Here is a 25729-nt window from a genome sequence, read left to right on the forward strand (position 1 = left end):
CCTTTAGGCAACTGCGCTCGCATGCGGCGCTGCCGCGGCGAGGGCCTGGTTGATCGATTCAGCCGCATCGCGGCCCATGGCGACGGCCGAGACGGTGAGGTCTTCGCCGCCGAGCACGCAGTCGCCACCGGCCCAGACGTTGTCGATCGAGGTTCGCCCTTCGGCATCGGTGACGATACGGCCGCCTTCAAGCTGCAGGGCGCCAAGGCCGCTTCCGAGGAAGCTCTGGCCGATTGCCTTGAAGATCTGATCGGCGGCAATGATACCCGTTTCGCCGGTCGCCGTCAGCTTTCCGTCTTCAAGCGTGGTGTATTCCAGCTCGATGCCTGCGACCTTGCCGTCCTTTTCGGCAATGCGCTTCGGCTGCAGCCAATGGCGGATGGTGACGCCCTTGGAGGTGGCGAGATCCTGCTCGAACTCGGAGGCGTTCATGTGCTCCTTGCCGCGGCGATAACAGATCGTTACCTCTTCGGCGCCGAGCAGCTTTGCCTGGACGGCGGCGTCGATCGCGGTCATGCCGCCGCCGAGGACGACGACACGGCGCCCGACGGGGATGTCGGCCTTCGTCTTCGACTGACGCAGCGCTGCGATGAAGTCGACGGCATCTTCGACGCCCTCGGCGTTTTCGCCTTCCATGCGCAGGGCATTGACGCCGACGAGGCCGAGACCGAGGAAGACGGCATCATACTGCTCGGAGAGCTCGGCAAGACTGAACTCCCGGCCGAGTGCCTGGCCGTTGCGAACCTCGATGCCGCCGATCGACAGCACGTAGTCGACTTCCTTTTGGGCGAAGTCGTCGACCGACTTGTAGGCGGCGATGCCGTATTCGTTGAGGCCGCCCGACTTCGGACGGGCGTCGTAGATCACGACGTCGTGGCCCTTGACGGCGAGCCGATGGGCCGCCGCCAGTCCCGCCGGTCCGGCGCCGACGACGGCGACCTTACGGCCGGAGGAAGCGGCGCGGGTGTAGAACTGCTTGTTCTCCTTCATCGCCACGTCGGTCGCATAGCGCTGCAGGCGGCCGATCTCGACCGGGCGCTCCTCGGCGGTGTTGCGAACGCAGGCCTGTTCGCAGAGCGTTTCGGTGGGACAGACGCGGGCGCACATGCCGCCCAGGATGTTCTGGTCGAAGATCGTCTTGGCCGATCCGATCGGGTTTCCAGTCGATATCTGCCGAATGAACAGCGGGATATCGATGGAGGTGGGACAGGCTGTCATGCACGGCGCGTCATGACAGAAATAACAGCGGTCGGAAGCGACGAGGGCCTCGTGCTTGTCGAGCGGCGGATGGAGGTCGGAGAAATTGCTCTCGTACTCCCCGAGCGGCAGGCGGCCGCCGAGGATCCCAGATTGTGTCGTTCCCATTTTTGGCTCCCAATGTTTTCTCAGGATGATGGAACGGTAACACGCTTTATTTTTTTATCAAACGGTAAAAGTTTGCGGTCGAAATCACCGGAAAGCCTTGTGATCCCGGGCTTTTCTGCCGGCGCGCCAAGCCATTGTTCTTGGCCGATGTTTGACAGGACAGGACAAATAGTGGCAGCAAATTAGAGCGGGATGAGGAATGGTGTTTGCGGTTTTTCGGCCGCTCCCCGCTCTAACTTAAGAGAATCGATCACGATGTCTTTGGGGAGTTCGACCCAAAATCATCGTCATTCGGGGGAACGGAGAACAGGCATGGCGCGCAGGGGCGAGGCGAACAACAGGCTTGATGATGCCGCCCGGGCGGGCTGGCTATACTATGTCGCCGGCCGCACCCAGGACGAGATCGCGACCGTCATGGGGATTTCGCGCCAATCGGCGCAGCGGCTCGTTTCTCTCGCCATGTCCGAGCGGCTGATCAAGGTTCGGCTCGACCATCCGATCGCCGCATGTCTGGAGGCGGCGGCGGGCCTGCGCGACAGATACGGGCTGAAGCATGTGGAGGTCGTGCCGAGCGATCCGGGGTCGACCTCGACGACCGTCGGCATTGCCGAGGCGGGTGCTGCCGAAATCGAGCGCTGGCTGAAGTTGCCGGAGCCGCAGGTGTTGGCGATCGGTACCGGACGCACGCTGAAGGCGGCGGTCGACCAGCTGCCGCCGATGGAATGTCCGCAGCACCGCATCGTTTCGCTCACCGGCAATATCGGCCTCGACGGCTCGGCCGCCTATTACAACGTCATCTTCAGCATGGCCGATGCGGTCAAGGCGCGGCATTTTCCGATGCCGCTGCCCGTGCTCGCCGCCTCGCCGGAGGAGAGGGAAGTGCTGCACAGCCAGAGCCTGGTTCAGGTGGCCCTGAAGCTCGGCGCAGAAGCCAATGTCGCCTTCGTCGGCGTCGGCGAACTCGGCCCGGACGCGCCGCTTTGCCAGGACGGGTTCCTGGCGCAGGACGAGATGGCCGGTCTTACCAGAGCTGGCGCGGCCGGCGAAATCTGCGGCTGGATGTTCGACCATGACGGCGTATTGCTCTCCGGCAGCTTCAACGAACGCGTCGCTTCGGTGCCGCTTCCCTCGCGGGACAAGGCGTCGGTGATCGGCCTTGCCAAGGGGCGGCGCAAGTACGAAGCGCTGTGGGCGGCCGTGAAGGGTGGAATCATCAACGGTCTTATCACCGATGAGGCGACGGCGCGCTATCTGCTCAACGCCTGATCGCAAAGAGCGCGTCCGTTAAAAAGGCCGGCCCAGCGCCGGCCTTTCGCACTTGCGTAAAGAAAAAATCGGCAATCAAAACAATCTTCTAATGTTTCTGTGTGCGGCGCAGCAACGATTGCGCATTGACAATTTGTCACGAGAAGTGAGTAATTGCCCATGAGCGAGGCAAATGCTCAATTCTTCTGGGAGGAAGTCGATGAACTTGAGAACTTTCCTGCTGGGCACGTGCTCGGCAGTCGCGCTGTCGGGTCTGGCCCAAGCAGAAACCCTGACGATCGCGACCGTGAACAACGGCGACATGATCCGGATGCAGAAGCTGACGGAGGATTTCACGTCCAAGAATCCGGACATTCAACTCGAGTGGGTGACGCTCGAGGAAAACGTGCTGCGCCAGCGCGTGACGACCGACATCGCCACCAAGGGCGGCCAGTACGACATCATGACGATCGGCACCTATGAAGTGCCGATCTGGGCGAAGCAGGGCTGGCTGCTGCCGCTCGACAATCTCGGCGCCGACTACGACGTCGACGACCTCCTGCCGGCGATCCGCTCCGGCCTGACCATCGACGGCAAGCTCTATGCTGCGCCGTTCTACGGCGAAAGCTCGATGGTGATGTACCGCAAGGACCTGTTCGAGAAGGCGGGGCTCACCATGCCCGACGCGCCGACCTGGGACTTCATTGCCGACGCGGCGCGCAAGATCACCGACAAGAACAATGAACTCTACGGCATCTGCCTGCGCGGCAAGGCCGGCTGGGGCGAGAACATGGCCTTCCTGACGGCGACCGCGAACGCCTTCGGCGCCCGCTGGTTCGACGAGAACTGGAAGCCGCAGTTCGATCAGCCGGAATGGAAGAACGCACTCGACTTCTACGTCAAGCTGATGAACGACGCCGGACCGCCCGGCGCTTCCTCGAACGGCTTCAACGAAAACCTGTCGCTGTTCCAGACCGGCAAGTGCGGCATGTGGATCGATGCGACGGTTGCGGCCTCCTTCGTCACCAACCCGAAGGAATCGACCGTTGCCGACAAGGTCGGCTTCGCGCTCGCTCCGGACACCGGCCTCGGCAAGCGCGGCAACTGGCTCTGGGCCTGGAACCTCGCGATCCCCGCCGGCTCGCAGAAGGTCGCTTCGGCCGAGAAGTTCATCGCCTGGGCAACCGGCAAGGACTATCTGAAGCTCGTGGCTGACAAGGAAGGCTGGGCGAACGTACCTCCGGGCACGCGAACCTCGCTCTACGCCAACCCCGAGTACCAGAAGGCGGCGCCGTTCGCGAAGATGACGCTCGACTCGATCAACGCGGCCGATCCGAAGAACCCGGCCGTCAAGCCGGTGCCCTATGTCGGCGTGCAGTTCGTGGCGATCCCTGAATTCCAGGGTCTCGGCACGGCGGTCGGCCAGCAGTTCTCGGCGGCCCTTGCCGGTCAGATGAGCGTCGACGATGCGCTTGCCAGCGCCCAGAAGCTGACCGAACGCGAAATGACCAAGGCCGGTTACATCAAATAGCGCTCCCAAGGGCCCGGGGTGCCGGCCGCAAATGGCTGGCGCCCCGGTAATTCCCGGAGGCGGCCACTGGGCTCGTGCGGACAAACGCGCCGGCCCGGCCCGATCTCGAAACAGCATTGAATTCCTTCATTGGGGGGACGCCATGGCGACCTTGCACACCCGCTCCGCCGCGCGGCTGATGATCGCGCCTTCGGTGCTTCTGCTTCTGGCCTGGATGATCGTTCCGCTGGCCATGACCATCTACTTCTCGTTCCTGCGCTACAATCTGTTGATGCCGGGGATGGAGGAGTTCGCCGGCTTTTCGAACTACAGCTACTTCCTCACCGATCCCGCCTTCTTCCAGGCGATCTTCAACACGCTCGCGATCGTGCTCGGTGTGCTGTTCATCACCGTCGTCGGCGGCATCGCACTGGCGCTGTTGCTCGACCAGCCGATGTTCGGGCAGGGGATCGTGCGCATCCTGGTGATCGCGCCGTTCCTGATCATGCCGACGGTCGCCGCACTCGTCTGGAAGAACATGTTCATGAATCCGGTCAACGGGCTCTTCGCCTGGGTGGCCAAGCTCTTCGGGCTGCAGCCCTTCGACTTTCTCGCCAATGCACCGCTGATGTCGGTGATCCTGATCGTCGCCTGGCAATGGCTGCCCTTTGCGACGCTGATCCTTCTGACGGCCCTGCAGTCGCTCGATGAAGAGCAGAAGGAAGCCGCACAGATGGACGGCGCCGGCGCCTGGAGCCGCTTCATCTATCTGGTGCTGCCGCATCTCTCGCGCGCCATCACCGTGGTGATCCTGATCCAGACGATCTTCCTGCTCTCGGTCTTCGCCGAGATCCTGGTGACGACCAATGGCGGGCCGGGTACGCAGAGCACGAACCTCACCTTCCTCGTCTATGCGCAGGCCCTGCTGCAGTTCGACGTGGGCGGCGCATCCGCCGGCGGCATCATCGCCGTCATCCTCGCCAACATCGTCGCATTCTTCCTGATGCGCATGATCGGCAAGACGCTGGAGGCTTGAGAACCATGGCACGCAATGTCTCCACCCAAAGAAAGATCGTCGTTACCGTCGTCGCCTGGACGATCGGCATCCTGATCTTCTTCCCGATCCTCTGGACGTTCCTGACGAGCTTCAAGACCGAGGCCGAGGCGATCGCCTCGCCGCCGTCCCTGTTCTTCTTCGACTGGACGACGGAGAACTATCACGAGGTGCAGAGCCGATCGAATTACTTCCTGCACTTCATGAACTCGGTCGTCGTCTCCTTCGGCTCGACGCTGATCGGCCTGATCATCGCCATTCCGTCCGCCTGGGCGATGGCGTTCTCGCCGACCAAGCGCACCAAGGACGTCCTGATGTGGATGCTCTCCACCAAGATGATGCCGTCGGTCGGCGTGCTGGTGCCGATGTATCTGATGTTCCGCAACACCGGCCTGCTCGACACCCGTACCGGCCTCGTCATTGTGCTGACGCTGATCAACCTGCCGATCATCATCTGGATGCTCTACACCTACTTTAAGGAGATCCCCGGCGAAATCCTGGAGGCCGCCCGCATGGACGGCGCCTCGCTCTCCAAGGAGATCATCTATGTGCTGACGCCGATGGCGATCCCCGGCATCGCCTCGACGCTTCTGCTCAACATCATCCTCGCCTGGAACGAGGCGTTCTGGACGCTGAACCTCAGTGCCGCGAAAGCCGCGCCGCTGACTGCCTTCATCGCCTCCTATTCGAGCCCCGAAGGCCTGTTCTACGCCAAGCTCTCGGCCGCCTCGACCATGGCGATCGCCCCCATCCTCATACTCGGCTGGTTCTCGCAGAAACAGCTCGTACGCGGCCTCACCTTCGGCGCGGTCAAATAAGGGATACGACAATGGGAAGCATTACACTCAGCAAGGTTTCGAAGGTCTTCGGCGCCCATGCCGTCATCCCCTCGATCGACCTCGACATCAACAATGGCGAGTTCGTCGTCTTCGTCGGCCCGTCCGGTTGCGGAAAGTCGACGCTGCTCAGGCTGATCGCCGGCCTGGAAGATGTCAGCGACGGCGACATCGTCATCGATGGCAAGAACGCCACCGAACTGCCGCCGGCACAGCGCGGCCTGTCGATGGTGTTCCAGTCCTACGCGCTCTATCCGCACATGAGCGTGCGCTCGAACATCGCCTTTCCGCTGAAGATGGCGGGCGAGGACAAGGCCGTCATCGACAAGAAGGTGTCGGATGCGGCGCGCGTGCTGAACCTTACCGATTATCTCGACCGCAAGCCGCGGCAGCTTTCCGGCGGTCAGCGCCAGCGCGTCGCGATCGGCCGGGCGATCGTGCGCCAGCCGAAGGCCTTCCTGTTCGACGAGCCGCTGTCGAACCTCGATGCAGCGCTTCGCGTCAACATGCGGCTGGAGATCAGCCAGCTGCACCAGGACCTGAAGACGACGATGATTTACGTCACCCACGATCAGGTGGAGGCCATGACCATGGCCGACAAGATCGTGGTGCTCAATCGTGGGCGCATCGAGCAGGTCGGCTCGCCGCTCGACCTCTACCACAAGCCGGACAATCTGTTCGTCGCGGGCTTCATCGGTTCGCCGCGCATGAATATCGTCACTGGTCCTGCGGCTTCTGCCTATCAGGCGCATACGATGGGCATCCGCCCCGAGCATCTGGCGCTCTCCAAAGATAGTGGCAGCTGGCAGGGCACGGTCGGCGTCGCCGAACACCTCGGCTCCGACACCTTCCTGCACGTCAATGTCGACGACGGCATCGGCACGGTGACGGCGCGCGTCAGCGGCGACTTTGCCGTCACCCACGGCGATCGCGTGTTCCTGACGCCGGACCCACAGCGCGTCCACAGGTTCGACGACAAGGGGTTGGCAGTGCGATGAGAAGGCTCGAAGGTAAAAGCGCGCTGATCACCGGGTCTGCGCGGGGGATCGGCCGTGCCTTCGCGGAGGCTTATATCCGCGAAGGCGCCACGGTCGCGATCGCCGACATCAATATCGAACGGGCACGGCAGACGGCCTCCGAGATCGGTGCCGGCGCCTACGCGGTCGAGATGGACGTGACGCAGCAGGCATCGATCGATGCTGCGATCGCAGCGGTCGTCAGGCAAGCGGGCGGCCTCGATATCCTCGTCAACAATGCAGCACTCTTCGACCTTGCGCCGATCGTCGAAATCACCCGCGAAAGCTATGACCGGCTGTTTTCGATCAATGTTGCCGGCACGCTGTTCGCGCTGCAGGCGGCCGCAAAGCAGATGATCGCCCAGGGCAGGGGCGGCAAGATCATCAACATGGCGAGCCAGGCGGGCCGCCGCGGTGAAGCGTTGGTCGCGATCTATTGCGCCACCAAGGCGGCGGTCATCAGCCTTACCCAGTCGGCCGGCCTCAACCTCATCAAGCACGGCATCAACGTCAACGCGATCGCGCCCGGTGTGGTCGACGGCGAGCACTGGGACGGCGTCGACGCGCTGTTTGCCAAATACGAAAACCGCCCGCTCGGCGAAAAGAAGAAGCTGGTTGGCGCGGAGGTGCCCTATGGGCGCATGGGAACGGCCGAGGACCTGACCGGAATGGCGATCTTCCTCGCCTCAGCCGAGAGCGACTACGTCGTCTCGCAGACCTACAACGTCGACGGCGGCAACTGGATGAGCTGAGCCTGCGCAGCCGGTGAAGCCTCGAAAGGATACGGGATCATGACGACCAAACTCTCACTTGCCGCCCTCGACACGATCAAGGCCAAGGCCGGCGTGCCGAACTACGACCGGTCGCAATTGACGGCGGGGATCGTGCATTTTGGCGTCGGCAACTTCCATAGGGCGCACCAGGCCGTCTATCTCGACGATCTCTTCAATGCCGGCCACGACCGGGATTGGGCCATCATCGGTGCCGGCGTACTTGCCTCCGATGCAACGATGCGGGCGAAACTCGCGGCGCAGGATTTCCTGACGACGGTCGTCGAGCAGGACAACAACCGCACCGGCGCCCATATCACCGGCGCGATGATCGACTACCTGGAACCAGGCGACATCCCGGCGATCATCGCGAGGCTGACCGATCCGGCGATCCGCATCGTGTCGCTGACGATCACCGAAGGCGGTTATTTCATCGATCCGGCGTCGGGTGTATTCAACCCGACCCATCCGGCAATCGTCGCCGACGCGCAGAACCCGGCTGCTCCGAAGACCGTGTTCGGACTGATCGTCGCCGGCCTGAAAGCGCGCCGCGACAAGAACGTTCCGCCCTTCACCGTGATGTCCTGCGACAACATTCCCGGCAATGGCGAGGTCACGCATGCCGCTGTTTCCGGCCTTGCTCGGCTCGTCGATGCTGATTTCGCTGACTGGATCGATGCCAATGTCGCTTTCCCGAACGGCATGGTGGACCGGATCACGCCGGCAACCGGCACACGTCAAATCGGCATTGTCGCCGACGATTACGGCATAGAGGACGCCTGGCCGGTGTTCTGCGAGGAATTCAAGCAATGGGTGCTTGAAGACCATTTCCCGCTCGGCCGTCCGGCGCTGGAGAAGGTCGGCGTCCAGTTCGTGCCCGACGTCGCGCCGTACGAACACATGAAGATCCGCATCCTCAACGGCGGCCATGCGGCGATCGCCTATCCGGCGGCTCTGCTCGACATTCATTTCGTGCATGAGGCGATGGAAGAGCCGCTGATCCGTGCCTTTCTTGCCAAGCTTGAACATGACGAGATCATTCCGGTCATTCCGCCCGTGCCGAACACCGATCTCGGCGATTACTACAAGCTGATCGAGACGCGCTTTGCCAATCCGAAGATCGGTGACACGATCCCGCGTCTGGCGCAGGACGGTTCCAACCGCCAGCCGAAATTCATCCTGCCGTCGACGGCCGATCGCCTAGCGCGCGGCGAAGATGTCGTCGGTCTGTCGCTGGTTTCGGCACTGTGGTGCCGCTACTTCGCCGGCACGTCCGACAGCGGCAAGGCGATCGTCTTCAACGACCAGAGCGCCGACCGGCTGAACAAGGCGGCGCTTGCTGCCAAGAACGATCCGGTGGCCTTCCTGGAGTTCGGCGATATCTTCGGCGATGTCGCGCGCTCCGATCTCTTCCGCCGCCGTTTCAGCCATGCATTGAAAACCCTCTGGGAAAGGGGTACGCGCGCTACGCTCCAGCTTTATCTGGACGACAAGCTCACCGCATAATTCCCTGGATCACATCGAACCAGGGACGAGATTATGCGCCAATTCAAAGCGTTACAGCGACCTTGGCGCCTTATATCGCGCGTAGCTGTAAGGGGTAGGGTGCGATGGCGGACACAGCGTCCAGGCTGGTGATTTTCGATTGCGACGGCGTGCTTGTCGATAGCGAGCCGATCTCGCTGGAAGTGCTGGTGGACGTGCTCTCGGCCGCCGGCGTTCCGATGACCGCCGAGGAGGCGACGGAACGATTTCTCGGGCGCAGCCTGAAAAGCATGTCGGCGATCCTCCACGACGAATATGGCCTCGCCACCGACGATGCCTTCCTCGAGGGCATGCGCCTTCGTCTTTATCAGCGCTTCCGCACCGAATTGCAGCCGATTGCAGGAATTCGCGAAGCGGTCGAAGGGCTCGAGGGCGCGTGCTGCGTCGCCTCGTCCAGCCAGCCGGAACGCATCCGCCTGTCGCTGACCGTCACCGGGCTCATTGACCTCTTCGAGCCCAATATCTTCTCCGCCACCATGGTGAAACACGGCAAGCCGGCGCCTGATCTCTTCCTGCATGCGAGCCGCGTAATGGGTTTCGCGCCCAGGGATTGCGTCGTCGTCGAGGACAGTCCGGCGGGTATCGAAGCGGCGAAGGCGGCGGGCATGCGGGTCTTCGCCTTTGCCGGCGGCAGCCATGCCCGATCCGACAGGCACCGCCAAAGTCTCGCGAATCTCGGTCCCGACGTGCTGTTTGACGACATGGGCGAATTGTTACAGTTTGTCCGCCGATAGCAGGGACAAGAGGGGCGGGACTTTCATTGATGCGTGAATTCGTCGTTGCGGTCGATGTCGGCACCGGCAGTGCGCGCGCCGGTATCTTTGACCGGAAGGGCACGCTGCTTGCGCGTGCCGACCTGCCGATTGCCATGAACCGGCCGGAAGAAAACCACGCCGAACATGATTCTGAGGATATCTGGCGCGCCGTCTGCGGCGCGGTCAAGGCGGCCAAGGACAAGGCCGGGATCGCCGCTGAAAGCGTTGCCGCGATCGGCTTCGACGCCACCTGCTCGTTGGTGGTGCGCGACAGCGAAGGCGAGCCGCTATCCGTCAACCGCAAGGGCGAGGCGCGCTGGGACACGATCGTCTGGCTCGACCATCGGGCGCTCGCCGAGGCAGATTTCTGTACGGCGACCGGCCATCCGGTGCTCGACTTCTCCGGCCGCGTCATGTCGCCGGAAATGGAAATGCCGAAGCTGATGTGGCTGAAGCGCAACCTGCCGCAACAATGGCAGAAGGCGGGTTTCTTCTTCGACCTGGCCGACTATCTTTCCTGGCGAGCGACGGGAAGCGCTGCTCGCTCGCGCTGCACGCTGACAGCGAAGTGGAATTATCTGGCGCATGAGAAGCGCGGCTGGCAGCCGGACTATCTCGAAAAGATCGGGCTTGAAGATCTCATCGAACGCGGCGGACTACCGGAAGAAACGCTGCCGATCGGAAGCTCGATCGGTCATTTGAGCGCTGCGGCCGCCGCAGAGCTTGGGCTCGACGAAGCCTGCCAGGTGGCGCCGGGTCTGATCGACGCCTATGCCGGTGCGCTCGGCGTCGTCGGCGAGTTTATCGGGAAGCCGGAGAAGCTCGAAAAACAACTCGCGTTGATCGCCGGTACATCGAGCTGCATTGTCGCCTTTTCCAAGGATATGAAGCCGGGCTTCGGCATGTGGGGCCCCTATTACGAAGCGGTTCTTCCGGGCGCCTGGCTGATCGAGGGCGGGCAATCGGCGACAGGTGCGCTGCTCGACCATATCGTGCGGCTGCATGGCGGCGGCATTGAACCGACGGCAGAGACCCACGGCTGGATCATCGCCCGGGTGCAGGAACTGCGCGCCGAGCAGGGCGCCGCTTTTGCCGATCGCCTGCATGTGCTTCCCGATTTCCACGGCAACCGCTCTCCGCTCGCCGACCCGCATGGGCTCGGGGTTATCAGCGGCTTGCCGCTCGATTCCTCCTTCGATGCGCTCTGCCGTCTCTATTGGCGCACCTGCGTCGCGATCGCGCTCGGCATCCGTCACATCCTGGAGATGATGCGCGAGGTCGGCTACCAGCTCGACACGCTGCACGTCACCGGCGGCCACGTGCGCAACGCGCTTCTGATGGAGCTCTACTGCGATGTGACCGGCTGCCGCGTGGTTGCGCCGCAGGCACCGGACGCGGTGCTGCTCGGTACGGCGATGGCAGCTGCGGTTGCCGGCGGCATCCACCGGGATCTCGCCGCCGCAGGGGCGGAAATGGCGTCGGAGGGGCACGAGCGCCTGCCGAACGCAAGTGCTCGCGGCACCTATGACCGCGATTACCGCCGCTTCCTGGCGCTCTACCGCCATCGTGACGAACTCGACAGGATGCAGTGAAGCGGTAGGCCGAAACGGTCAGGGCGGGTGCTTGGAACCTTTTGCCCCGTCGCGCATTCTGTTTGCGACCGGACGGTGGCGCGCATAGCCCCCAATGCCGCGCCGGAGGCAGACCGCCGGCCTACAACTCACACTCCCCGAGTGAGTTGCACATACCAGCCAGTGCCTTCCCTCGGCACTGGCTGTCGTGTTTCCGGGGTAAGCCAAAGAGATGCTGCGGGAAATGTGAAACGGCGGGGTGAGGCCGGCTGACATGAAGTCGCGCCGGCGAGTGTGCCTCCGCGCGAATATCGGGAAGTGGCGCAAATATCAGGAACGGCTGATTTCGGGAAAACCGGCCATTCGCCGCTTCGACGAAACGGTAAAATGGACTACGGCGTCGCGGCCCTGTGTGACGCGCGACGCTGTAGCCCTTTGAATGACCTGCATGTTCTTGCCTTTAACCGGCTGCGATCAAAGGGAACATGCAGGTTGCACTCAGGCCGCCGCCTTGGTCGATTCGTTGAAGAACAACGCCTGACTGATCAGTGCCTTGACCATATCCGGGTTGAACGGCTTGGTGACCAGGAAGGTCGGTTCCGGCCGCTCGCCGGTCAGGAGCCGTTCCGGGAAAGCGGTGATGAAGATCACCGGAATGGCGCTCGTCTTCAGGATGTCGTTGACCGCGTCGATGCCTGAGCTGCCGTCGGCGAGCTGGATATCGGCAAGCACCATGCTTGGCCGCGTCCTCTTGTAGAGGGCGATCGCTTCGTCGCGCGTCCGGGCGATGCCGGTGACCCGATGGCCGAGGCTTTCGACCATCTGTTCGATATCGATGGCGATCAGCGGTTCGTCCTCGATGATCATGATATCGGTCGCGACCTGGCGCGAGATTTCCTGCGAGGCGCGGTCGAGCAGGCTGCCGACCTTATCGGTGGACACGTCGAGAACCTCGGCGGCCTCCTCGGGACGGAAACCTTCGACCGAGACCAGCAGGAAGGCCTGGCGGGCAAGGGGCGAAACGGTTGCGAGATTGATCGATGCGCGCTGTTCCCAGGCAAAAGGCGAGATCGGTTCCGGCACAAGCACGGACGAGGAACCGAAAAGTGAGGTGAAGAGCCGGAACAGGCCAACGCGATCATTGCTCGCTTCCGGGAAAATCGACGTGTCGGCGATCAGCGCTTCGAGAACGGCAGCGACATAGGCGTCGCCTGATGTCTGCGAGCCGGTCAGCGCGCGCGAATAGCGGCGCAGATACGGCAGAAGCGGTGCTATCCGCGTGGACAATGTCATAGGGGAACTCCCTCGGGTATCTTTCTACGGTGACGTTGCGAGAACGCCGGACGTAAAAAAAGGTTCCGCGAGGGAACATTTCAATTTTCTGCTGCGTTATGGCGGCTATGGACACTCGAAGGCGACAGTTTGACAATGAAATATAAAACAGGGGCAGGGCGGACTACCGGCACGACCTTACGGACAGAAGACCCAAATGCGCAGATCGCAGCAAAGCTGAAAGCGCTTTATCAGTCCGTGCAGGAAGAGGCGATACCCGCGCGTTTTCTCGATCTTCTGGAAAAGCTCGACGCAGCCGAGCAGCAATCGGCGCTGCAGGGCAGGGAGTAAGTGCCAGAATGTCGTCCGAAAAAAATGATTTCAAGCGAGAGATGCTTGCCGCCTTGCCGAGCCTGCGTGCCTTCGCCATGTCGTTGATCGGTCGCCACGACCGTGCCGACGATCTGGTGCAGGACACGATCATGAAGGCCTGGGCGAAGCAGGACCATTTCGAGATGGGCACCAATATGAAGGCCTGGCTCTTCACGATCCTGCGCAACGAGCTCTACAGCCAGATGCGCAAGCGCGGGCGCGAGGTGCAGGACACCGACGGTCACTTCACCGAGTCGCTGGCCCATCATCCCGAGCAATACGGCTCGCTCGACCTGCAGGATTTCCGGCGCGCGCTCGAGATGCTGCCGCCGGACCAGCGCGAAGCGATCATCCTGGTCGGAGCTTCCGGCTTCTCCTACGAGGAGGCGGCGACGATCTGCGGCTGTGCCCTTGGCACGATCAAGAGCCGGGTCAACCGCGCGCGTCAGCGGCTGCAGGATATCCTGCAGGTGAAGGGTGAAAACGACTACGGGCCGGATGAAACCTCGGCTCCGATCACGTCGCGGGCCTTCATCTCCTGAGGGAAGAATTTCGGGCAGGACACCGTTGCAAAAGTGGCGGTGTCCTGCTTTCACTGGCGGCTTGAGCCCAAGGGGGACACGCCGTGACGGCTGGCATCGACTGACGAATGCGCAGTGATGACGATTTTGGGGCGAGACGCTCCAGAATCGAGCGGGATGCGGGTGGATCGCCAGGGCTTCCTCATCTCGTTCAGATTGAGAATTGAGACCGTATGCACGTGAGGACAGAGAAAACGGACCCGCCCGTGACGAAGCTGCTCGACGCGCCCGAGCGTCTTGGCGTTCTGCATGCGACCGTCCCCGACATGGCCATCCCGGATCGGGATTTCGACGGGATCGTCGAAATTGCTGCCGGGCTTTTCGACGCTCAGATCGCACTGGTGACGCTGATCGACCGCGAATGGCAGTGGTTCAAGGCGGCCGTCGGTACCGACGAGACCCGTGCTCCCTCCGAAGAGGCGTTTTGCCCGCATGTGACGGCGGCGGCCGACGCCAGCCTCGTCGTGCTCGACGCTTCGACCGATCCGCGGTTCGCGCGCCACCGACAGGTCAAGGGGCCGCCATTTCTGCGCTTCTATGCCGGTGCGCCGATCGTGCTCGACGGGCAGGCAGTGGGCACGGTTTGTGTGTTCGACGACAAGCCGCGCGCTGAGGTGTCGCAACCGCTCATCCACCAATTATGCCGGCTTGCCGCGCTCGCAGCCTCGCTCTTCAAGGTCAAGGACGAAGCCCGTCGGCGCGCTCTAAAGGAGGCGGCGTTGTCGCGCGAGGAGCAGCGGCACGCGATGGCGCTCGAAGCGGCCAACATCGGCAGCTGGCTTTGGGATATCCGCTCAGGTGCGATCGCCGGCAACAGCGCATTGAAACGTATGTTCGGACTTTCGGCCGAGCGTTCGGTTGGCGTCCGGGACATCTTCGGCGCGATCCACGTCGACGACCGCGGCGCGACTTTCGCCAAGCTTCGCCAGGCGATGAAGGCTGACGATGAATATGACGGCATGTTCCGCATTGGCGATACCGGCCGCTGGCTGCTTGGCCGCGGCCGCGTGCACGACCGTGACGGCAAGGGCAATCCGCTTACGTTCATCGGCGTGACGATCGATGTCACCGACCAGCAGGCTTCGGCGCAGCGCACTCGGCTCCTGCTCAAGGAGCTCAATCATCGGGTCAAGAACACACTGGCCATGCTGCAATCGCTTGCGCGCCAGACGCTTCGCCAGACGAGCGACCCGGCCGAATTCATGACCGCGTTTGCCGGCCGCTTGCAGGCGATCTCCGAGGCGCATGGTCTGCTCTCTGATCACGAGTGGGGCACCATCCGGCTTGCCGACCTGATCGCCAAGCAACTGCTGCCGCATGTGAGCGCCTATGCGGACCAGATCGAACTGCACAAGGACGAAGTGTCGCTTGGTCCCGACCAGGCCGTCGGCCTCGGGCTGGTCCTGCACGAGCTTGCAACCAACGCCGTGAAATACGGATCGCTGTCGGTGCCGAAAGGCAAGGTGGTATTGACGGCGCGAAACGTCGTCGAAGACGGCGACACCGTTCTTCATCTCACCTGGACCGAGGTTGGTGGGCCGCCGGTGCGCGAGCCAAAGCGGCGCGGCTTCGGCTCCATCCTCATCGAGCGCAGCCTCGACAAGGTGCTGGGTAGTTCGGTGAAGGTGGAGTATCTCCCCGCCGGGGTCACAGCGCTGATCCGGTTGCCGCTCTAACGGGATCGCACCCGCCATTGAGACGACTGACTTGCTGCGTGCATCAGTCGTCGTGTTTGCGTCCGCGTCGCTTGCCGGTGCCGAGAAGCGCGCCGATCGCAACAGCCGTCGCGACGGCGAGAAGCGGCTGTTTGCGCAGGATGCCGGCGGCCGCGAGCAGGGTCAGATTGGTCTGCATTTGCGTGCGACGGCGGCGTTCTTCCTGGCGCCGCCGGTCACGGTTCTGCAGAGACATGAGGATGCCAACCAGCACCAGCGCGGTGGCGACAAGCGCCCCGGCGATTGCAGCCGCGGCCGCGACCGGGGAATAGCGCGCGCTGAGATAAAGGAAGGCGGCGGCTAGCGCGAAGACATAGGCGGTGACGAGCAACAGCCCTATGACGCTCCATAGGGCTGCGTTGCGCTTCACACGAGAGGCGGCGGCGCTGATATCGGCGGCCAAGAGGCTGGCCAGGGCGGCCGTCAATGGTCCCATGCGTTACTCCCCGTCGTGATAGGGCCTCTTAGGCTAGGTCGGGATACGGGCGGAAAACCTATCTGTTTTTCCTCATCTCGTTCGAAACCGCGAGCCGTTGCCCGCGGGTCCGGTTCGACCGACTGCAAATCAGCGCCGAAGCAGCGCCGCCACCGCGAGCCCAATCAGGGCGGCGGCGCCGAGCGTGGCGATGGGATGCTCGCGAACGGCGTGGCGGACCTGTTTTTCTGTGCCGGCATAACGGTCGCGAAGTTCGGCCAGCAGGTCTTCGCCGCTTGCCAGCAATTCGCTGATGCCGGCTTCGGCCTGTTCACGGGCGTCCTGTGCCTTGCCACGTGCCTGCTTTGAGGCGGCCGCTCCACGATCGGCCAGCAATGCGACGAGCGTTGCCACATCACTGCGCAACTCGCCCAGTTGTTCTTCGATGGAGATATCGGCGAGCTTGCCGTTGCTTTTTGTCGATCGCGAGCTCGAGCCGGAGAAGAGGCTAGGCGCCATGATGGATACTCCCTTTCACGCATGCGCCGGCCGCGAACGGTCGGCGCAGTCTGACGGTACCGGCGAGCACAACTAGAGGCCCTTGCCGGCGCTTCGGGAGAACAACGCACAAGTGCGGAAATTGTTTCGATAAATCTTGGTGTTGAGGCTTGAGAAATCCGGAAGCCCCAACAGGCATCTACCGGGTCCTCGGGCGTGGCGTCAGAGCGATGCTGTCTGCGGCAGGACGAACGGCACGTGCGGCGCCGGTGCGACACCCACCTGCATGCGGCAGCCGAAGACGGCTTCCATCGTCTCGTCGGTCAGAACCTCGCGCGGCGTGCCGCAGGCGCGGACCTTGCCGGCTTTCATCATCACCATTCGGTCGGCGAACATGGCCGTCAGGTTGAGGTCGTGCATCACTGCGACGACCCCGCCGCCGCGTTCGCAGAACTTGCGGGCGAGCTGCATGATCCCGAGCTGGTGGCGGATATCGAGGCTCGACACCGGTTCGTCGAGCAGCAGGTAGCGCGGCTCGCCGTCGATGACCGGATCGGTGATCTGGCAGAGGACGCGGGCAAGCTGCACGCGCTGCTGCTCGCCGCCCGACAGTTCCTGGTAGAAGCGTCCGGCAAAGCCGGCCAGGTCCACCGCTTCCAACGCCTCGGCCGTGACCCGGTCGTGCACGGCGGGATCCACATTGGCACCGGCGGCAAGACCCAATCTCACGACCTCGCGCACGGTGAAGGGGAAGGAGATGACCGTAGACTGGGGCAGCACGCCGCGCATCAGCGCGAGCTCCCATGGCTTCAGCCCCCGCAGGTCGCGGCCATTGATGCGGATCGTTCCGCTCGACGGCGAAAGCTCCCCGGAGATCGCCTTCAGCGTCGTGGTCTTGCCGGAGCCGTTCGGGCCGACGATGGCGGTCAGTGCGCCGGGCAGCGCCTCGAGCGAGACGCCGTGGATGACGGGTCGCCCGCCAAGGCGAACGGAGAGATTGGAAACGTTGATCATGGTTTCGCTCAGAGTCCCATGTTCGAACGGCCGCGCAGCAGGATCCAGAGGAAGAACGGCGCGCCGATAAAGGCGGTAACGATGCCGATCGGCAGTTCCGCCGGAGAGACGATGGTGCGGGCGATCATGTCGGCGAGGATCAACAGCGTGCCGCCGAGCAGCGCCGAGGTGGGCAGCAGGTAGCGATGATCGGGACCGATGACGAGCCGCAGCAGGTGCGGAACCACGATGCCGACGAAGCCGATGCCGCCGCTGACCGCAACGGATGCGCCGGTCGCCGCGGCGACACTGACGATCGCAATGTTCTTCAGCCGCTGGACAGGAATGCCCATATGGAAGGCGGCCGCTTCGCCGAGCGTGATGGCATTCAGCCCGCGCGCCAGGAAAGGGGTAACCGCGAGCGAAGCGAGGATGATCGGCGCTGCAGCCAGGATCTTCGTCCAGTTGGCCCCCGCCAGCGAGCCGAGCCCCCAGAAGGTCAGGTCGCGCAATTGCTTGTCGTCGGCTCTGAAGACGAGAACGCCGGTGACCGCACCGGTCAGCGCGCCGAGCGCAATGCCGGCGAGCAGCAGCGTGGCAATCGACGTCTGGCCGCCGCGGGTGGCGATACGGTAGAGCAGCAGCGTCGTGACGAGGCCGCCGACGAAGGCTGCTACCGGCAACGCATAGAAGCCGAACAGCGCGAAGAGCGGCCCGAAGGCGGCGGTTCCGAGCACAATCAGCAGCACGGCGCCGAGGCTCGCGCCTGAGGACACGCCGACGAGGCCGGGATCGGCCAGCGGATTGCGGAAAAGGCCCTGCATGACGACGCCGGAAACCGCGAGCGAAGCGCCGACGAGCATGCCGAGCACGGCGCGCGGCAGGCGGATATCGAGAATGATGATGCGGTCGCGGATGCTCAGGGCCTGATCGGCCTCACCCATCAGCCAGCGCCAGACGTTGGCGAGCGATGCATCGGCGGCACCGGTCATGATCGAGCCGACGAAGGTCGCGACCGCAAGCGCGATGAGGGCGACGATGACGAGACGTGCCAGCCGGGACCGGTTGCCCGAGCGCCACTCGTTGCGGATATCGGCGGCAAAAGCGGTCAGGCGCATGCCGCGGGCCAATGCCTCACTGCGAGGCATTGGCCTTCTTCCCGTAGATTGCGGCATTCAGTTCGCGGACGGCGCTTGCGGTGCGCGGGCCGAAGCCGAGCAGGTGCAGGCCGTCCATGCGGATCAGCGCCTTGTTCTTGGCGGCAGGGGTAAGGCTGAGCGCCGGCAGGGCGAAGAGTTCGTCCGCCTCGGCGGAATGTTCGCCGCCGCGGTCCATCATCAGGACGACATCTGGCTTGGCCTCGATTATCGCCTCGTCGGTCAGGGCCTTGTAGCCGGGGAAGGTGCCGACCGCGTTGATGGCGCCCGAGAGCTCGATGATGCCGTTGGCCGCGGTTCCCTGTCCCGATGCCATGACCTTGCCGCCCTGCGTGCTCAGGATGAAGAGCACACGCTTGCGTTCGGCTTCCGGACGGGCGGCATTCTCGGAGACTGCCGCATCGAGATCGGCTTCGACGCTCTTTGCCAGGGTTTCGGCCTTTTCCTCGACACCGAGGAAGGTGCCGACCGCACGGATCTTGGCGGGGATGCCGGCCTTGTCAAAGGCCTCGGGCACGCTGGTAAAGGCGATGTTCGCTTCCTTTAGCACCGCCAACGCCTCCGGCGGACCGCTGCCTTCGACGGCGATGATTGCGCTCGGGTTGGCAGCGATGATGCCTTCCGGTGCGAGCTGGCGCATGTAGCCGACATCCGGCAGCGCCTTTGCCGCTTCCGGATAGGTGCTGGTGGAATCGCGACCGACGAGGCGACCTTCCTCGCCGAGCGCATAGATGATCTCGGTTATCGCTCCGCCGACCGATACGACGCGCGAGACGTCGGCCTTCTGCATGTCCTCGGCCATCGCCGGCCGGATGAAGGAGGGGGCACCGGGTGCCACCGCTGGCAACAGGAAGGGAGCCGAAAGCGCGAAGGCGGCGAGCACCAGTTCCCAGCGGCGAAGGCGACGGAAGTCGAGACCCTTGATCATCTGAGTGTCCTATCCTGTCCTCAGGCGGCGACAGTCGTGTCGAGACGCGGCAGGCCTTCGGCGATGGAGCGCCATTCCGGCCGTTCCGCGAGACCCTCTTTCCGCTTGCCGAAGAACTGGATGATCATCTCGCCCTTGGCGTCGAGCGCCTCGATCGAAGTGACATGGCCGTCGGCCGTCGGCTTGCGTACGGCCCAGAGTTCGGCGATGTGATCGGTGCGCAGATGCAGATGGAAAGTCGGGTCCATGACGTTCAGCCACGGGCCCATCGGCGCGATCTTGGCAATCGGACCGGAATGGATCTGGATCATGCCGCGGTTGCCGACAAAGCACATGATCGGCAGTTCGATTTCGGCGCTCGCGCGCATCATCGCTTCGATGCTGGAGGGGTCGAGCTGCCAGGCGAAATCCTCGCCGATGTTGCTGAGCGCCTGGCGACGGCCGATCTTCAGCTTGCGCAGCATGCCGTGGAACTGGTGCGTGTCCGTCATCTTCGTCCAGCGGTCGCGCAGTTCGACGACATCGACCACGGTTTCCGGCTTGTCGTCGGCTGCCGGCACGCTCACGTCGGCGCTGAAGTCCTGCGTCTGGTCGGCAAGGCGGAAGTCCGAGACGATCTTGTCATAGGCCGCAACATCCGATTCCGGGCGCAGATGCACCTTGTGCACGGCATTGCCCCACTTGTCGAAGAACTGCAGGCTCTTGCGGGCTTCACCCTGGTCGTCTGTCTTCGTCACGGCGAAAGCGTGTGCCCAGGCGCTCGGGAAGACCCGGAGGTCGATCTGCTCGCCGAGCACGATGCTCGCCATCTCGCCCGTGGTGATCTTCTCGTAAACGCCGATCTTCTCGTGGACCGCGCTTTCGTTGCGGGTCAGCGCCATGACTTCGCCGAGTTCCTCGACGCGAGAGAGGAAGCGGTTGGCATCGGCATCGATGCGCACGGCGGTCAGCCCACATTCGGCAGCAACGAGAGCGGCTTCGGAAACACCGAGCTGGGCTGCGATATCACGCTCGCGCATCTTCGGGTTCTCGGCGCGGTAGGCGCGGATTTCGGAAGCAGTGGGGCGGAGGCTCTCGGTCATTTTCATCTGCCTATTTGTTCAGGATCAGTTTGCCTTGGCGGGTGATCTTCATGCGGTAGATCGCGCCGTCGTGGGAAATGAGGATCTCGTTTTCGCTGCCGAAAAGTTCGCGACTTTCGATAATCCGCTGCGTGCGCCCGGCCAGGATCGGCGGCTCGGATGGGCGTGCAAGGTCACTGTCGTTGGTCACTGCGTTTGGCCGTTTCGAGAGGGCAGGCCGCGCTGTTTTTCCAGCATTTCCTGCCATGCAATTCGTTTACTATCTTGACTTCATTACTCATATTTATTTATGGACGCAATACCGGACTTATGCACTCAAGTTAGTTATTGCCGGCTTGTGGACAAGGGCGTGCGGACCTCGTTCGGTGGTTCGCTGCAACCTTTGGGGTGATGTCGATATGAAGTTTTCCAGCCTTCCAGTTGTTTCCGCTGCTCTTGCGGCCCTTATCGCTGCGGGCAGTGTCAACGCCCAGGAGGCTGTGCCCGCCGCCGGGCTGACGATCGAGTTGAACGACGTCGCGCCGTCGCAGAAGGGTTGCAAGCTCACCTTTGTCGCCGGCAACGCGCTTGCGCTGTCGCTGAGCAAGGTTTCCTTCGAGTTCGTGATCTTCGATCAGAAGGGCCTCGTCGAGCGCGTGGCCGTGCTTGACTTCCGCGATCTGCCTGCCGGCAAGACCAAGGTTCGCCAGTTTGATCTCCCCGGCACCAACTGCGATGCGGTGAAGAGCCTGCTGATCAATGATGCGCCGGCCTGCGTCGGCAACGGCGTGCAGCCGGGCGCCTGCATGAGCGGGATCAAGACCGGCTCGAAATCGGCGGTGGAACTCAAGGGCTAAGCCGCTCCTTCGGAGCGTGAAGTTTGCGCCGCCCGGTGCGGCGAAGGTAAGGCTGTAATGAAGCGTATCGTCATCTGGGCTGGGGCCGCCATCATCTCGCTTGCAACGCATGGCGTCGTGCTTGCTACCTTGTTTGGCCCAAGGCCGCCGGAAAAAGAGCATGCCCTCATGCTCGGCGGAGAGGCGACCGAGGTCGCGATCCTTGGCGATGCCTTTGAAGAGACACTACAATCCGGCGATCCCGCGGAGATCGTCGAGCCGACCGAGGACGTTCCGGATGAGGTCAAGCCGGAGGAGATATCGCCCCTCGAAGATCTCACGTCGACAACTCAGGAAATCGTTGCCGAACAGCCGCATGATCTGACCGCGACCGAGGCTGACGTGATTTTGCCGGCTGAAGAGATGCCGACCCTTCAGGTCGCCGAGGCCGTCGTGACGGCGAGTGTTGCGCCGGTCGAAACCGTGGTGCCTGAAGAAAAGCCCGAGATCGAAGAGCCCAAGAAGGAGAAGGTTGAAAAGCCGGAACCGAAGAAGGAGCCGGTCAAGAAGAAGAAAGTGACCCGCAAGAAGACGGGTGACAAGGGCGAGCAGGCGCAGAACCAGGTCAAGGGCAAGCAGGACGGCCAGGAAAGCGGCAGTGCCGCAGCCGCGACCGGCAATAGCCGCGCATCGGAGGTCGGCAATGCCAATATGGAAAATTATGACGGCAAGGTCCGCAGGAAGATCATGCGGAGATTCAAGGTGCCGTCTTCGGCAAGGCGCGAAGGCGTTTCCGGCACGGCGACCGTCCGCTTCACATTGACCGCCAACGGTGAATTGACGCGGGTAAACGTCGCCGGCAGCTCAGGTTCTCCCGCCATCGACGACGCAGCCGTCGATGCCGTGCGCAATGCGGCGCCGTTCCCGGCCTTTCCTGCCGGGGGGCCGAGCTCCAAATCCTTCATCGTTCCGATGGTTGCCAGCGTCCGCTGAGGCGGGCGCCGTTCCGTACGCCTTGTCGTGCGGGCCGGGATTTGGCGAAAGAAATATGATGAAAAAACTCATGTTTATACTTTACTCGGATTATCAAGTTTAATAGGTTGCCCTCGTCACGCAGCCGAAGGGCGTGTGTCGAGATGATGTCCCGATGCGACCGGCTGCCTGTGAAGGCCCTTGTCGCACGATCACGCGGAGAGGATTGCATGCGCGGCAAGCGTCACCAGAATGCGGCGAAAAATGGCAAGGGTCGTTCGGGTTCAGAACCGACCGAAGCCCGCCAGGAGGCCGGCAAGGCAACGCTCGAAGGGCGCAGTTTTCTCTATGTCGGCGGCCGCGATTGTCAGGTGGCGCATCTGCGCGAAATCGCCAGTTCCTTTGGCGCCGAGCTGCTTCACCATGATGGCGGTCTGCGCGAAGCCGTCTCGCGGATCGACCGGGTGCTGCCATCGGTCGACTGCGTCTTCTGCCCGATCGACTGCATCAGCCATGACGCATGTCTTCGCGTGAAGACCGGCTGCAAGAAGTGGGGCAAGGCCTTCGTGCCGCTGCGCAACGGCTCGAAATCGAGCCTGGAGCGGGCACTTCAGGACCTCACCGCCAGCCGCGACGAGCGGTAACCCTCCCAAGACAAGACGAGAGTTTGCACAATGAACGAAGAACGTCCTGACCTGTGCATGATGATCGGTCTGCACAAGCTGGCGGCGCAGCATGGCGATGGCCTGGTGCCTGAACTCTACGAGATCCTGACGCGCCGCGCGCGCATGCTGGACGACGCCAACGTCGCCGAGTTTCCAACCTGGCAGACGCGCCCGCCGGTTCGCGACCCTCTCGGTCTTGCAGAGCCGAAGGAAGGAACTATTCTCGCCTTTCCGCGGGCTGCAAACGATGCCGCCCGCAAGAGGGAAAGCGCCTAAGAGCAGCTCCAGGAAAAGTGCGAAGCGGTTTTCCGTCCGGAATTATGCAGTAGTTCAAAGGTCGCTGTAGGAGAGCATGATGTTCGTAGCCATGAATCGTTTCCGTATCGCCATCGGCCATGAAGAGGCCTTCGAGGCCGTGTGGAAAGGGCGCGATTCCAGCCTGTCTGAGATGCCCGGTTTCGTTTCCTTCCACCTGCTGCGCGGCGACAGCGTGCCGGAGGAGGGCTACACACTCTTCGTTTCGAATTCGGTCTGGAAGGACAGGGATTCGTTTTCAGCCTGGACGAAGTCGGAGAATTTTCGCGCGGCGCACAGGAATGCCGGCGAGAACAAGGCGATGTATCTCGGTCCGCCGAAGTTCGAAGGTTTTTCGGCAGTCGAAGGCGCCTGATCAGGCGGCCTCGCGCGCGATCTGCCGCGTAATGTTTTGATTTTACATGCCATTTACCTCCCAAATGGGTCCATTCGGGAGGTGAATTTTTTCTCAGGCTGACTTTTGCGGCAGGAAGGCGCCGAGGGAAACGGCAAGCCAGCCCGCCATAATCGTCGTGCCGCCGAGCGGAGCGGACATCGGGAACAGGCCGTGACCCGAGATGTGGCGCATGGCGAGATCCGCCGAGAACAGCGCCGTTCCAACTGCAATCAGCAAGGCCGCAGCGGCCGCCGTGCGAAAGCTCGGCCAGGCTGCGTAGAGCGCGATCAAGGCCGGGGCATGCGCCAGGCACATCGCGGAAATGCCGGCGAGCAATCTTGGATCGTCGCCGTGCGAAGCGGCGGCCGCGCTGACAACGCCGGTCAGGCCCATCAAACCGGCAACAAAAAGCGTCGTTGCGCGAAATCCGCTGTGCGACATCACGGCTATTCCTTGTTCTGCATATGAAGGGCGAGGCGGGTGATCGGGTCGAGAATGATCTGCCTCAGCTTCGGATGGGCGATCGCTTCTTCAAGCGCTCGGGTAAAGCAGAGCAGCCATTCGTCACGCTCCTCGGGGCCGATCTCGGCGACGAAATGGCGGCGGCGCAGCATCGGATGGCCGCGCTTCTCGACATAAATAGGCGGTCCACCAAGCCAGCCGGTCAGGTACTCGTAGAATTTCTCTTCACTGCCCGAAAGGTCGGGCGGATGCACGGCGCGGCATCGTGCCGCTTCCGGCAGCGTGTCCATCAGCTCGTAGAAGCGGCGGGTCAGCGCGCGAACCGTCGGGTCGCCGCCGATCGCTTCGTAGAGGGTCGTGGTTTCCGTTTCCGCCATGCTCGCGTCCTTCATTCCCTGCGGTCCTAGCGTGCGGCGACGGGGCGGACAACGATTTTCAGAGTACCGGTTTGCGGCGTTTCATCGCGGTCGATCAAGGTCCCTCTTGACAAACCGTCCAGACGGTATCTTTATGAGGCATGACCGAAGCTCATCGCCGCAAGAAACAACCGGAACAGGTGCGCCAGCAATTGCTGGAGGTTGCTGCACGCCTTTCGCATGAGCAGGGGGTGGCAGGCATCACCCTCGATGCCGTGTCGCAGGCGGCGGGCGTCAGCAAGGGTGGGCTGCTGCACCACTTCCCGAACAAGCTCGCTCTGCTCGATGGGCTGTTCGACGACCTGGTGACGCGGTTCGATCGTGAGATCGAGGCGGCGATGGCGCACGATCCGGTGGCGAAGGGGCGGTTTACCCGTGCCTATATCGACGTCTGCTTCGCGCTTGATCCGACGACCGACGTGCCGGGCTGGCGCATGCTGACAATCGCGCTCATTGCCGAGCCGCATCTGAAGAGCCGCTGGCGCGACTGGGTCAGCCGGCGTTCGGCGGAGTTCGCAGAAACGGACGCCTCGACCGGCTGCGTGCTTGCCCGCTTTGCCTGCGACGGCGTCTGGCTGGCGGATCTGATGCAGAGCCACGATCTCGATGCCGAGGCGCGGGCCGGTCTGGCTGAAAATCTCAAGGCGCTTTCGGCGCAGTAACCCGGATGGAGTCCCCGATGAACCCCGCCATGCTCTATACCGTCCTGGTTGCGGCGATCGTCTTCGAAGTGCTCGGCACCTCGGCGATGCAGGCAGCGCAGCATTTCACCCGCCTGGGGCCGACGGTCCTGATGGTGGTCTGCTACGCGATCGCCTTCTTCTTCCTGTCCTATACGCTGCGCTTCATCCCCGTCGGTATCGCCTATGCGGTCTGGAGCGGGCTCGGGATCGTCTTGATTTCGCTCGTCGGTTACTTCGCCTTTGGGCAGAAACTCGACCTGGCGGCGATCCTGGGACTGGGCCTGATCATATCCGGCGTGGTTGTGCTCAACCTGTTCTCCAAATCCACCTTCCACTGAGGCGGTC

At 62.9% G+C, this 25729-nt stretch carries 30 protein-coding genes; 19 read left to right on the forward strand and 11 right to left on the reverse strand.

What is annotated here, in order from left to right:
• Positions 1-3: 3 nt before the first annotated feature.
• The gene (locus ASE60_RS07170; protein WP_057249057.1) at positions 4-1365 is read right to left on the reverse strand and encodes an NAD(P)-dependent oxidoreductase; all 1362 of its coding nucleotides are present in this window, start codon (positions 1363-1365) and stop codon (positions 4-6) included.
• Between the two features lie 312 nt (positions 1366-1677).
• On the opposite strand from ASE60_RS07170, the gene ASE60_RS07175 reads away from it, so the two are divergent.
• The 9 genes from ASE60_RS07175 to ASE60_RS07215 all read left to right on the forward strand — a co-directional run bounded on the left by ASE60_RS07175 (position 1678) and on the right by ASE60_RS07215 (position 11688).
• Complete coding sequence (locus ASE60_RS07175; protein ID WP_057249058.1) at positions 1678-2631, forward strand: sugar-binding transcriptional regulator; 954 nt, start codon at positions 1678-1680, stop codon at positions 2629-2631.
• Between the two features lie 199 nt (positions 2632-2830).
• Positions 2831-4141, forward strand: a complete 1311-nt coding sequence (locus ASE60_RS07180; protein ID WP_057249059.1) for a sugar ABC transporter substrate-binding protein — start codon at positions 2831-2833, stop codon at positions 4139-4141.
• Between the two features lie 142 nt (positions 4142-4283).
• A complete protein-coding gene (locus ASE60_RS07185; RefSeq protein ID WP_057249060.1) occupies positions 4284-5156 on the forward strand; it encodes a sugar ABC transporter permease in 873 nt (290 codons plus the stop codon).
• A 5-nt stretch (positions 5157-5161) separates the two neighbouring features.
• Positions 5162-5992 (forward strand): carbohydrate ABC transporter permease, encoded by an 831-nt coding sequence (locus ASE60_RS07190; protein WP_057249061.1) that lies wholly within the window; start codon positions 5162-5164, stop codon positions 5990-5992.
• An 11-nt stretch (positions 5993-6003) separates the two neighbouring features.
• Positions 6004-7008, forward strand: coding sequence for an ABC transporter ATP-binding protein (locus ASE60_RS07195; RefSeq protein WP_057249062.1), 1005 nt, complete (start codon positions 6004-6006; stop codon positions 7006-7008).
• Positions 7005-7778, forward strand: a complete 774-nt coding sequence (locus tag ASE60_RS07200; RefSeq protein ID WP_057249063.1) for an L-iditol 2-dehydrogenase — start codon at positions 7005-7007, stop codon at positions 7776-7778. The genes ASE60_RS07195 and ASE60_RS07200 overlap by 4 nt, the downstream gene beginning before the upstream one ends.
• Positions 7779-7817: 39 nt before the next feature.
• Positions 7818-9302 (forward strand): mannitol dehydrogenase family protein, encoded by a 1485-nt coding sequence (locus ASE60_RS07205; RefSeq protein ID WP_057249064.1) that lies wholly within the window; start codon positions 7818-7820, stop codon positions 9300-9302.
• Between the two features lie 104 nt (positions 9303-9406).
• Positions 9407-10075 (forward strand): HAD family hydrolase, encoded by a 669-nt coding sequence (locus tag ASE60_RS07210; protein ID WP_057249065.1) that lies wholly within the window; start codon positions 9407-9409, stop codon positions 10073-10075.
• A gap of 29 nt (positions 10076-10104) precedes the next feature.
• The gene (locus ASE60_RS07215) at positions 10105-11688 is read left to right on the forward strand and encodes an FGGY-family carbohydrate kinase (protein WP_057249066.1); all 1584 of its coding nucleotides are present in this window, start codon (positions 10105-10107) and stop codon (positions 11686-11688) included.
• Between the two features lie 477 nt (positions 11689-12165).
• Here ASE60_RS07215 and ASE60_RS07220 read toward each other — a convergent pair whose 3' ends face one another.
• Positions 12166-12960, reverse strand: coding sequence for a response regulator (locus ASE60_RS07220; RefSeq protein ID WP_057249067.1), 795 nt, complete (start codon positions 12958-12960; stop codon positions 12166-12168).
• A gap of 135 nt (positions 12961-13095) precedes the next feature.
• Here ASE60_RS07220 and rsiA1 point away from each other — a divergent pair, with 135 nt between their 5' ends.
• The 3 genes from rsiA1 (at position 13096) to ASE60_RS07235 (ending at position 15568) form a co-directional block, all read left to right on the forward strand.
• Positions 13096-13290, forward strand: coding sequence for an anti-sigma factor RsiA1 (gene rsiA1 / locus ASE60_RS07225; protein WP_057249068.1), 195 nt, complete (start codon positions 13096-13098; stop codon positions 13288-13290).
• A gap of 8 nt (positions 13291-13298) precedes the next feature.
• Positions 13299-13853, forward strand: a complete 555-nt coding sequence (locus ASE60_RS07230; protein WP_057249069.1) for an RNA polymerase sigma factor — start codon at positions 13299-13301, stop codon at positions 13851-13853.
• 212 nt (positions 13854-14065) lie between these two features.
• Entirely contained in the window at positions 14066-15568 is a 1503-nt protein-coding gene (locus ASE60_RS07235) for an HWE histidine kinase domain-containing protein (protein WP_057249070.1), read from the forward strand.
• Between the two features lie 43 nt (positions 15569-15611).
• Here the strand turns inward: ASE60_RS07235 and ASE60_RS07240 are convergent, their stop codons facing one another.
• From ASE60_RS07240 to hemP, 7 genes are all read right to left on the reverse strand, one after another.
• Positions 15612-16043 carry a hypothetical protein gene (locus tag ASE60_RS07240; RefSeq protein ID WP_057249071.1) on the reverse strand — a complete coding sequence of 144 codons (432 nt, stop codon included), beginning with the start codon at positions 16041-16043 and terminating at the stop codon, positions 15612-15614.
• 129 nt (positions 16044-16172) lie between these two features.
• Positions 16173-16541, reverse strand: a complete 369-nt coding sequence (locus ASE60_RS07245) for a DUF883 family protein (RefSeq protein WP_057249072.1) — start codon at positions 16539-16541, stop codon at positions 16173-16175.
• Between the two features lie 201 nt (positions 16542-16742).
• On the reverse strand, positions 16743-17534 hold the full coding sequence (locus ASE60_RS07250) for a heme ABC transporter ATP-binding protein (RefSeq protein WP_057249073.1): 792 nt from the start codon (positions 17532-17534) through the stop codon (positions 16743-16745).
• Between the two features lie 8 nt (positions 17535-17542).
• On the reverse strand, positions 17543-18661 hold the full coding sequence (locus ASE60_RS07255; RefSeq protein ID WP_057249074.1) for an iron ABC transporter permease: 1119 nt from the start codon (positions 18659-18661) through the stop codon (positions 17543-17545).
• Positions 18648-19598, reverse strand: coding sequence for a hemin ABC transporter substrate-binding protein (locus ASE60_RS07260; protein WP_057249075.1), 951 nt, complete (start codon positions 19596-19598; stop codon positions 18648-18650). Before ASE60_RS07260 ends, ASE60_RS07255 begins: the two co-directional genes overlap by 14 nt.
• A gap of 20 nt (positions 19599-19618) precedes the next feature.
• A complete protein-coding gene (locus ASE60_RS07265; RefSeq protein WP_057249129.1) occupies positions 19619-20680 on the reverse strand; it encodes a hemin-degrading factor in 1062 nt (353 codons plus the stop codon).
• A 10-nt stretch (positions 20681-20690) separates the two neighbouring features.
• Entirely contained in the window at positions 20691-20828 is a 138-nt protein-coding gene (gene hemP, locus ASE60_RS35550) for a hemin uptake protein HemP (RefSeq protein WP_244495561.1), read from the reverse strand.
• A gap of 250 nt (positions 20829-21078) precedes the next feature.
• Here hemP and ASE60_RS07275 point away from each other — a divergent pair, with 250 nt between their 5' ends.
• From ASE60_RS07275 to ASE60_RS07295, 5 genes are all read left to right on the forward strand, one after another.
• Positions 21079-21516 carry a hypothetical protein gene (locus tag ASE60_RS07275; protein ID WP_057249076.1) on the forward strand — a complete coding sequence of 146 codons (438 nt, stop codon included), beginning with the start codon at positions 21079-21081 and terminating at the stop codon, positions 21514-21516.
• A 57-nt stretch (positions 21517-21573) separates the two neighbouring features.
• Positions 21574-22488, forward strand: a complete 915-nt coding sequence (locus ASE60_RS07280) for a cell envelope integrity protein TolA (protein ID WP_057249077.1) — start codon at positions 21574-21576, stop codon at positions 22486-22488.
• Positions 22489-22697: 209 nt separating this feature from the next.
• A complete protein-coding gene (locus ASE60_RS07285) occupies positions 22698-23111 on the forward strand; it encodes a DUF2325 domain-containing protein (protein ID WP_057249078.1) in 414 nt (137 codons plus the stop codon).
• Between the two features lie 30 nt (positions 23112-23141).
• Positions 23142-23408 (forward strand): hypothetical protein, encoded by a 267-nt coding sequence (locus ASE60_RS07290; protein WP_057249079.1) that lies wholly within the window; start codon positions 23142-23144, stop codon positions 23406-23408.
• Positions 23409-23487: 79 nt separating this feature from the next.
• Complete coding sequence (locus ASE60_RS07295; protein WP_057249080.1) at positions 23488-23802, forward strand: antibiotic biosynthesis monooxygenase; 315 nt, start codon at positions 23488-23490, stop codon at positions 23800-23802.
• A gap of 93 nt (positions 23803-23895) precedes the next feature.
• Here ASE60_RS07295 and ASE60_RS07300 read toward each other — a convergent pair whose 3' ends face one another.
• Positions 23896-24264 (reverse strand): DUF423 domain-containing protein, encoded by a 369-nt coding sequence (locus ASE60_RS07300; protein WP_057249081.1) that lies wholly within the window; start codon positions 24262-24264, stop codon positions 23896-23898.
• 5 nt (positions 24265-24269) lie between these two features.
• Positions 24270-24662, reverse strand: coding sequence for a globin (locus tag ASE60_RS07305; protein ID WP_057249082.1), 393 nt, complete (start codon positions 24660-24662; stop codon positions 24270-24272).
• A gap of 140 nt (positions 24663-24802) precedes the next feature.
• Here ASE60_RS07305 and ASE60_RS07310 point away from each other — a divergent pair, with 140 nt between their 5' ends.
• Positions 24803-25363 carry a TetR/AcrR family transcriptional regulator gene (locus ASE60_RS07310; RefSeq protein WP_057249083.1) on the forward strand — a complete coding sequence of 187 codons (561 nt, stop codon included), beginning with the start codon at positions 24803-24805 and terminating at the stop codon, positions 25361-25363.
• A 17-nt stretch (positions 25364-25380) separates the two neighbouring features.
• The gene (locus tag ASE60_RS07315; RefSeq protein ID WP_057249131.1) at positions 25381-25722 is read left to right on the forward strand and encodes an SMR family transporter; all 342 of its coding nucleotides are present in this window, start codon (positions 25381-25383) and stop codon (positions 25720-25722) included.
• Positions 25723-25729: the final 7 nt, after the last annotated feature.

Source organism: Ensifer sp. Root278, assembly GCF_001429285.1.
In the GTDB taxonomy this organism is placed as follows: Bacteria; Pseudomonadota; Alphaproteobacteria; order Rhizobiales; family Rhizobiaceae; genus Ensifer.

What these genes read in the sequence shown, in the direction of transcription:
- ASE60_RS07170 (WP_057249057.1), bottom strand. Translation starts at nt 1,365, where the DNA reads ATGGGAACGACACAATCTGGGATCCTCGGCGGCCGCCTGCCGCTCGGG.
- ASE60_RS07175 (WP_057249058.1), top strand. Translation starts at nt 1,678, where the DNA reads ATGGCGCGCAGGGGCGAGGCGAACAACAGGCTTGATGATGCCGCCCGG.
- ASE60_RS07180 (WP_057249059.1), top strand. Translation starts at nt 2,831, where the DNA reads ATGAACTTGAGAACTTTCCTGCTGGGCACGTGCTCGGCAGTCGCGCTG.
- ASE60_RS07185 (WP_057249060.1), top strand. Translation starts at nt 4,284, where the DNA reads ATGGCGACCTTGCACACCCGCTCCGCCGCGCGGCTGATGATCGCGCCT.
- ASE60_RS07190 (WP_057249061.1), top strand. Translation starts at nt 5,162, where the DNA reads ATGGCACGCAATGTCTCCACCCAAAGAAAGATCGTCGTTACCGTCGTC.
- ASE60_RS07195 (WP_057249062.1), top strand. Translation starts at nt 6,004, where the DNA reads ATGGGAAGCATTACACTCAGCAAGGTTTCGAAGGTCTTCGGCGCCCAT.
- ASE60_RS07200 (WP_057249063.1), top strand. Translation starts at nt 7,005, where the DNA reads ATGAGAAGGCTCGAAGGTAAAAGCGCGCTGATCACCGGGTCTGCGCGG.
- ASE60_RS07205 (WP_057249064.1), top strand. Translation starts at nt 7,818, where the DNA reads ATGACGACCAAACTCTCACTTGCCGCCCTCGACACGATCAAGGCCAAG.
- ASE60_RS07210 (WP_057249065.1), top strand. Translation starts at nt 9,407, where the DNA reads ATGGCGGACACAGCGTCCAGGCTGGTGATTTTCGATTGCGACGGCGTG.
- ASE60_RS07215 (WP_057249066.1), top strand. Translation starts at nt 10,105, where the DNA reads ATGCGTGAATTCGTCGTTGCGGTCGATGTCGGCACCGGCAGTGCGCGC.
- ASE60_RS07220 (WP_057249067.1), bottom strand. Translation starts at nt 12,960, where the DNA reads ATGACATTGTCCACGCGGATAGCACCGCTTCTGCCGTATCTGCGCCGC.
- rsiA1 (WP_057249068.1), top strand. Translation starts at nt 13,096, where the DNA reads ATGAAATATAAAACAGGGGCAGGGCGGACTACCGGCACGACCTTACGG.
- ASE60_RS07230 (WP_057249069.1), top strand. Translation starts at nt 13,299, where the DNA reads ATGTCGTCCGAAAAAAATGATTTCAAGCGAGAGATGCTTGCCGCCTTG.
- ASE60_RS07235 (WP_057249070.1), top strand. Translation starts at nt 14,066, where the DNA reads ATGCACGTGAGGACAGAGAAAACGGACCCGCCCGTGACGAAGCTGCTC.
- ASE60_RS07240 (WP_057249071.1), bottom strand. Translation starts at nt 16,043, where the DNA reads ATGGGACCATTGACGGCCGCCCTGGCCAGCCTCTTGGCCGCCGATATC.
- ASE60_RS07245 (WP_057249072.1), bottom strand. Translation starts at nt 16,541, where the DNA reads ATGGCGCCTAGCCTCTTCTCCGGCTCGAGCTCGCGATCGACAAAAAGC.
- ASE60_RS07250 (WP_057249073.1), bottom strand. Translation starts at nt 17,534, where the DNA reads ATGATCAACGTTTCCAATCTCTCCGTTCGCCTTGGCGGGCGACCCGTC.
- ASE60_RS07255 (WP_057249074.1), bottom strand. Translation starts at nt 18,661, where the DNA reads ATGCCTCGCAGTGAGGCATTGGCCCGCGGCATGCGCCTGACCGCTTTT.
- ASE60_RS07260 (WP_057249075.1), bottom strand. Translation starts at nt 19,598, where the DNA reads ATGATCAAGGGTCTCGACTTCCGTCGCCTTCGCCGCTGGGAACTGGTG.
- ASE60_RS07265 (WP_057249129.1), bottom strand. Translation starts at nt 20,680, where the DNA reads ATGACCGAGAGCCTCCGCCCCACTGCTTCCGAAATCCGCGCCTACCGC.
- ASE60_RS07275 (WP_057249076.1), top strand. Translation starts at nt 21,079, where the DNA reads ATGAAGTTTTCCAGCCTTCCAGTTGTTTCCGCTGCTCTTGCGGCCCTT.
- ASE60_RS07280 (WP_057249077.1), top strand. Translation starts at nt 21,574, where the DNA reads ATGAAGCGTATCGTCATCTGGGCTGGGGCCGCCATCATCTCGCTTGCA.
- ASE60_RS07285 (WP_057249078.1), top strand. Translation starts at nt 22,698, where the DNA reads ATGCGCGGCAAGCGTCACCAGAATGCGGCGAAAAATGGCAAGGGTCGT.
- ASE60_RS07290 (WP_057249079.1), top strand. Translation starts at nt 23,142, where the DNA reads ATGAACGAAGAACGTCCTGACCTGTGCATGATGATCGGTCTGCACAAG.
- ASE60_RS07295 (WP_057249080.1), top strand. Translation starts at nt 23,488, where the DNA reads ATGTTCGTAGCCATGAATCGTTTCCGTATCGCCATCGGCCATGAAGAG.
- ASE60_RS07300 (WP_057249081.1), bottom strand. Translation starts at nt 24,264, where the DNA reads ATGTCGCACAGCGGATTTCGCGCAACGACGCTTTTTGTTGCCGGTTTG.
- ASE60_RS07305 (WP_057249082.1), bottom strand. Translation starts at nt 24,662, where the DNA reads ATGGCGGAAACGGAAACCACGACCCTCTACGAAGCGATCGGCGGCGAC.
- ASE60_RS07310 (WP_057249083.1), top strand. Translation starts at nt 24,803, where the DNA reads ATGACCGAAGCTCATCGCCGCAAGAAACAACCGGAACAGGTGCGCCAG.
- ASE60_RS07315 (WP_057249131.1), top strand. Translation starts at nt 25,381, where the DNA reads ATGAACCCCGCCATGCTCTATACCGTCCTGGTTGCGGCGATCGTCTTC.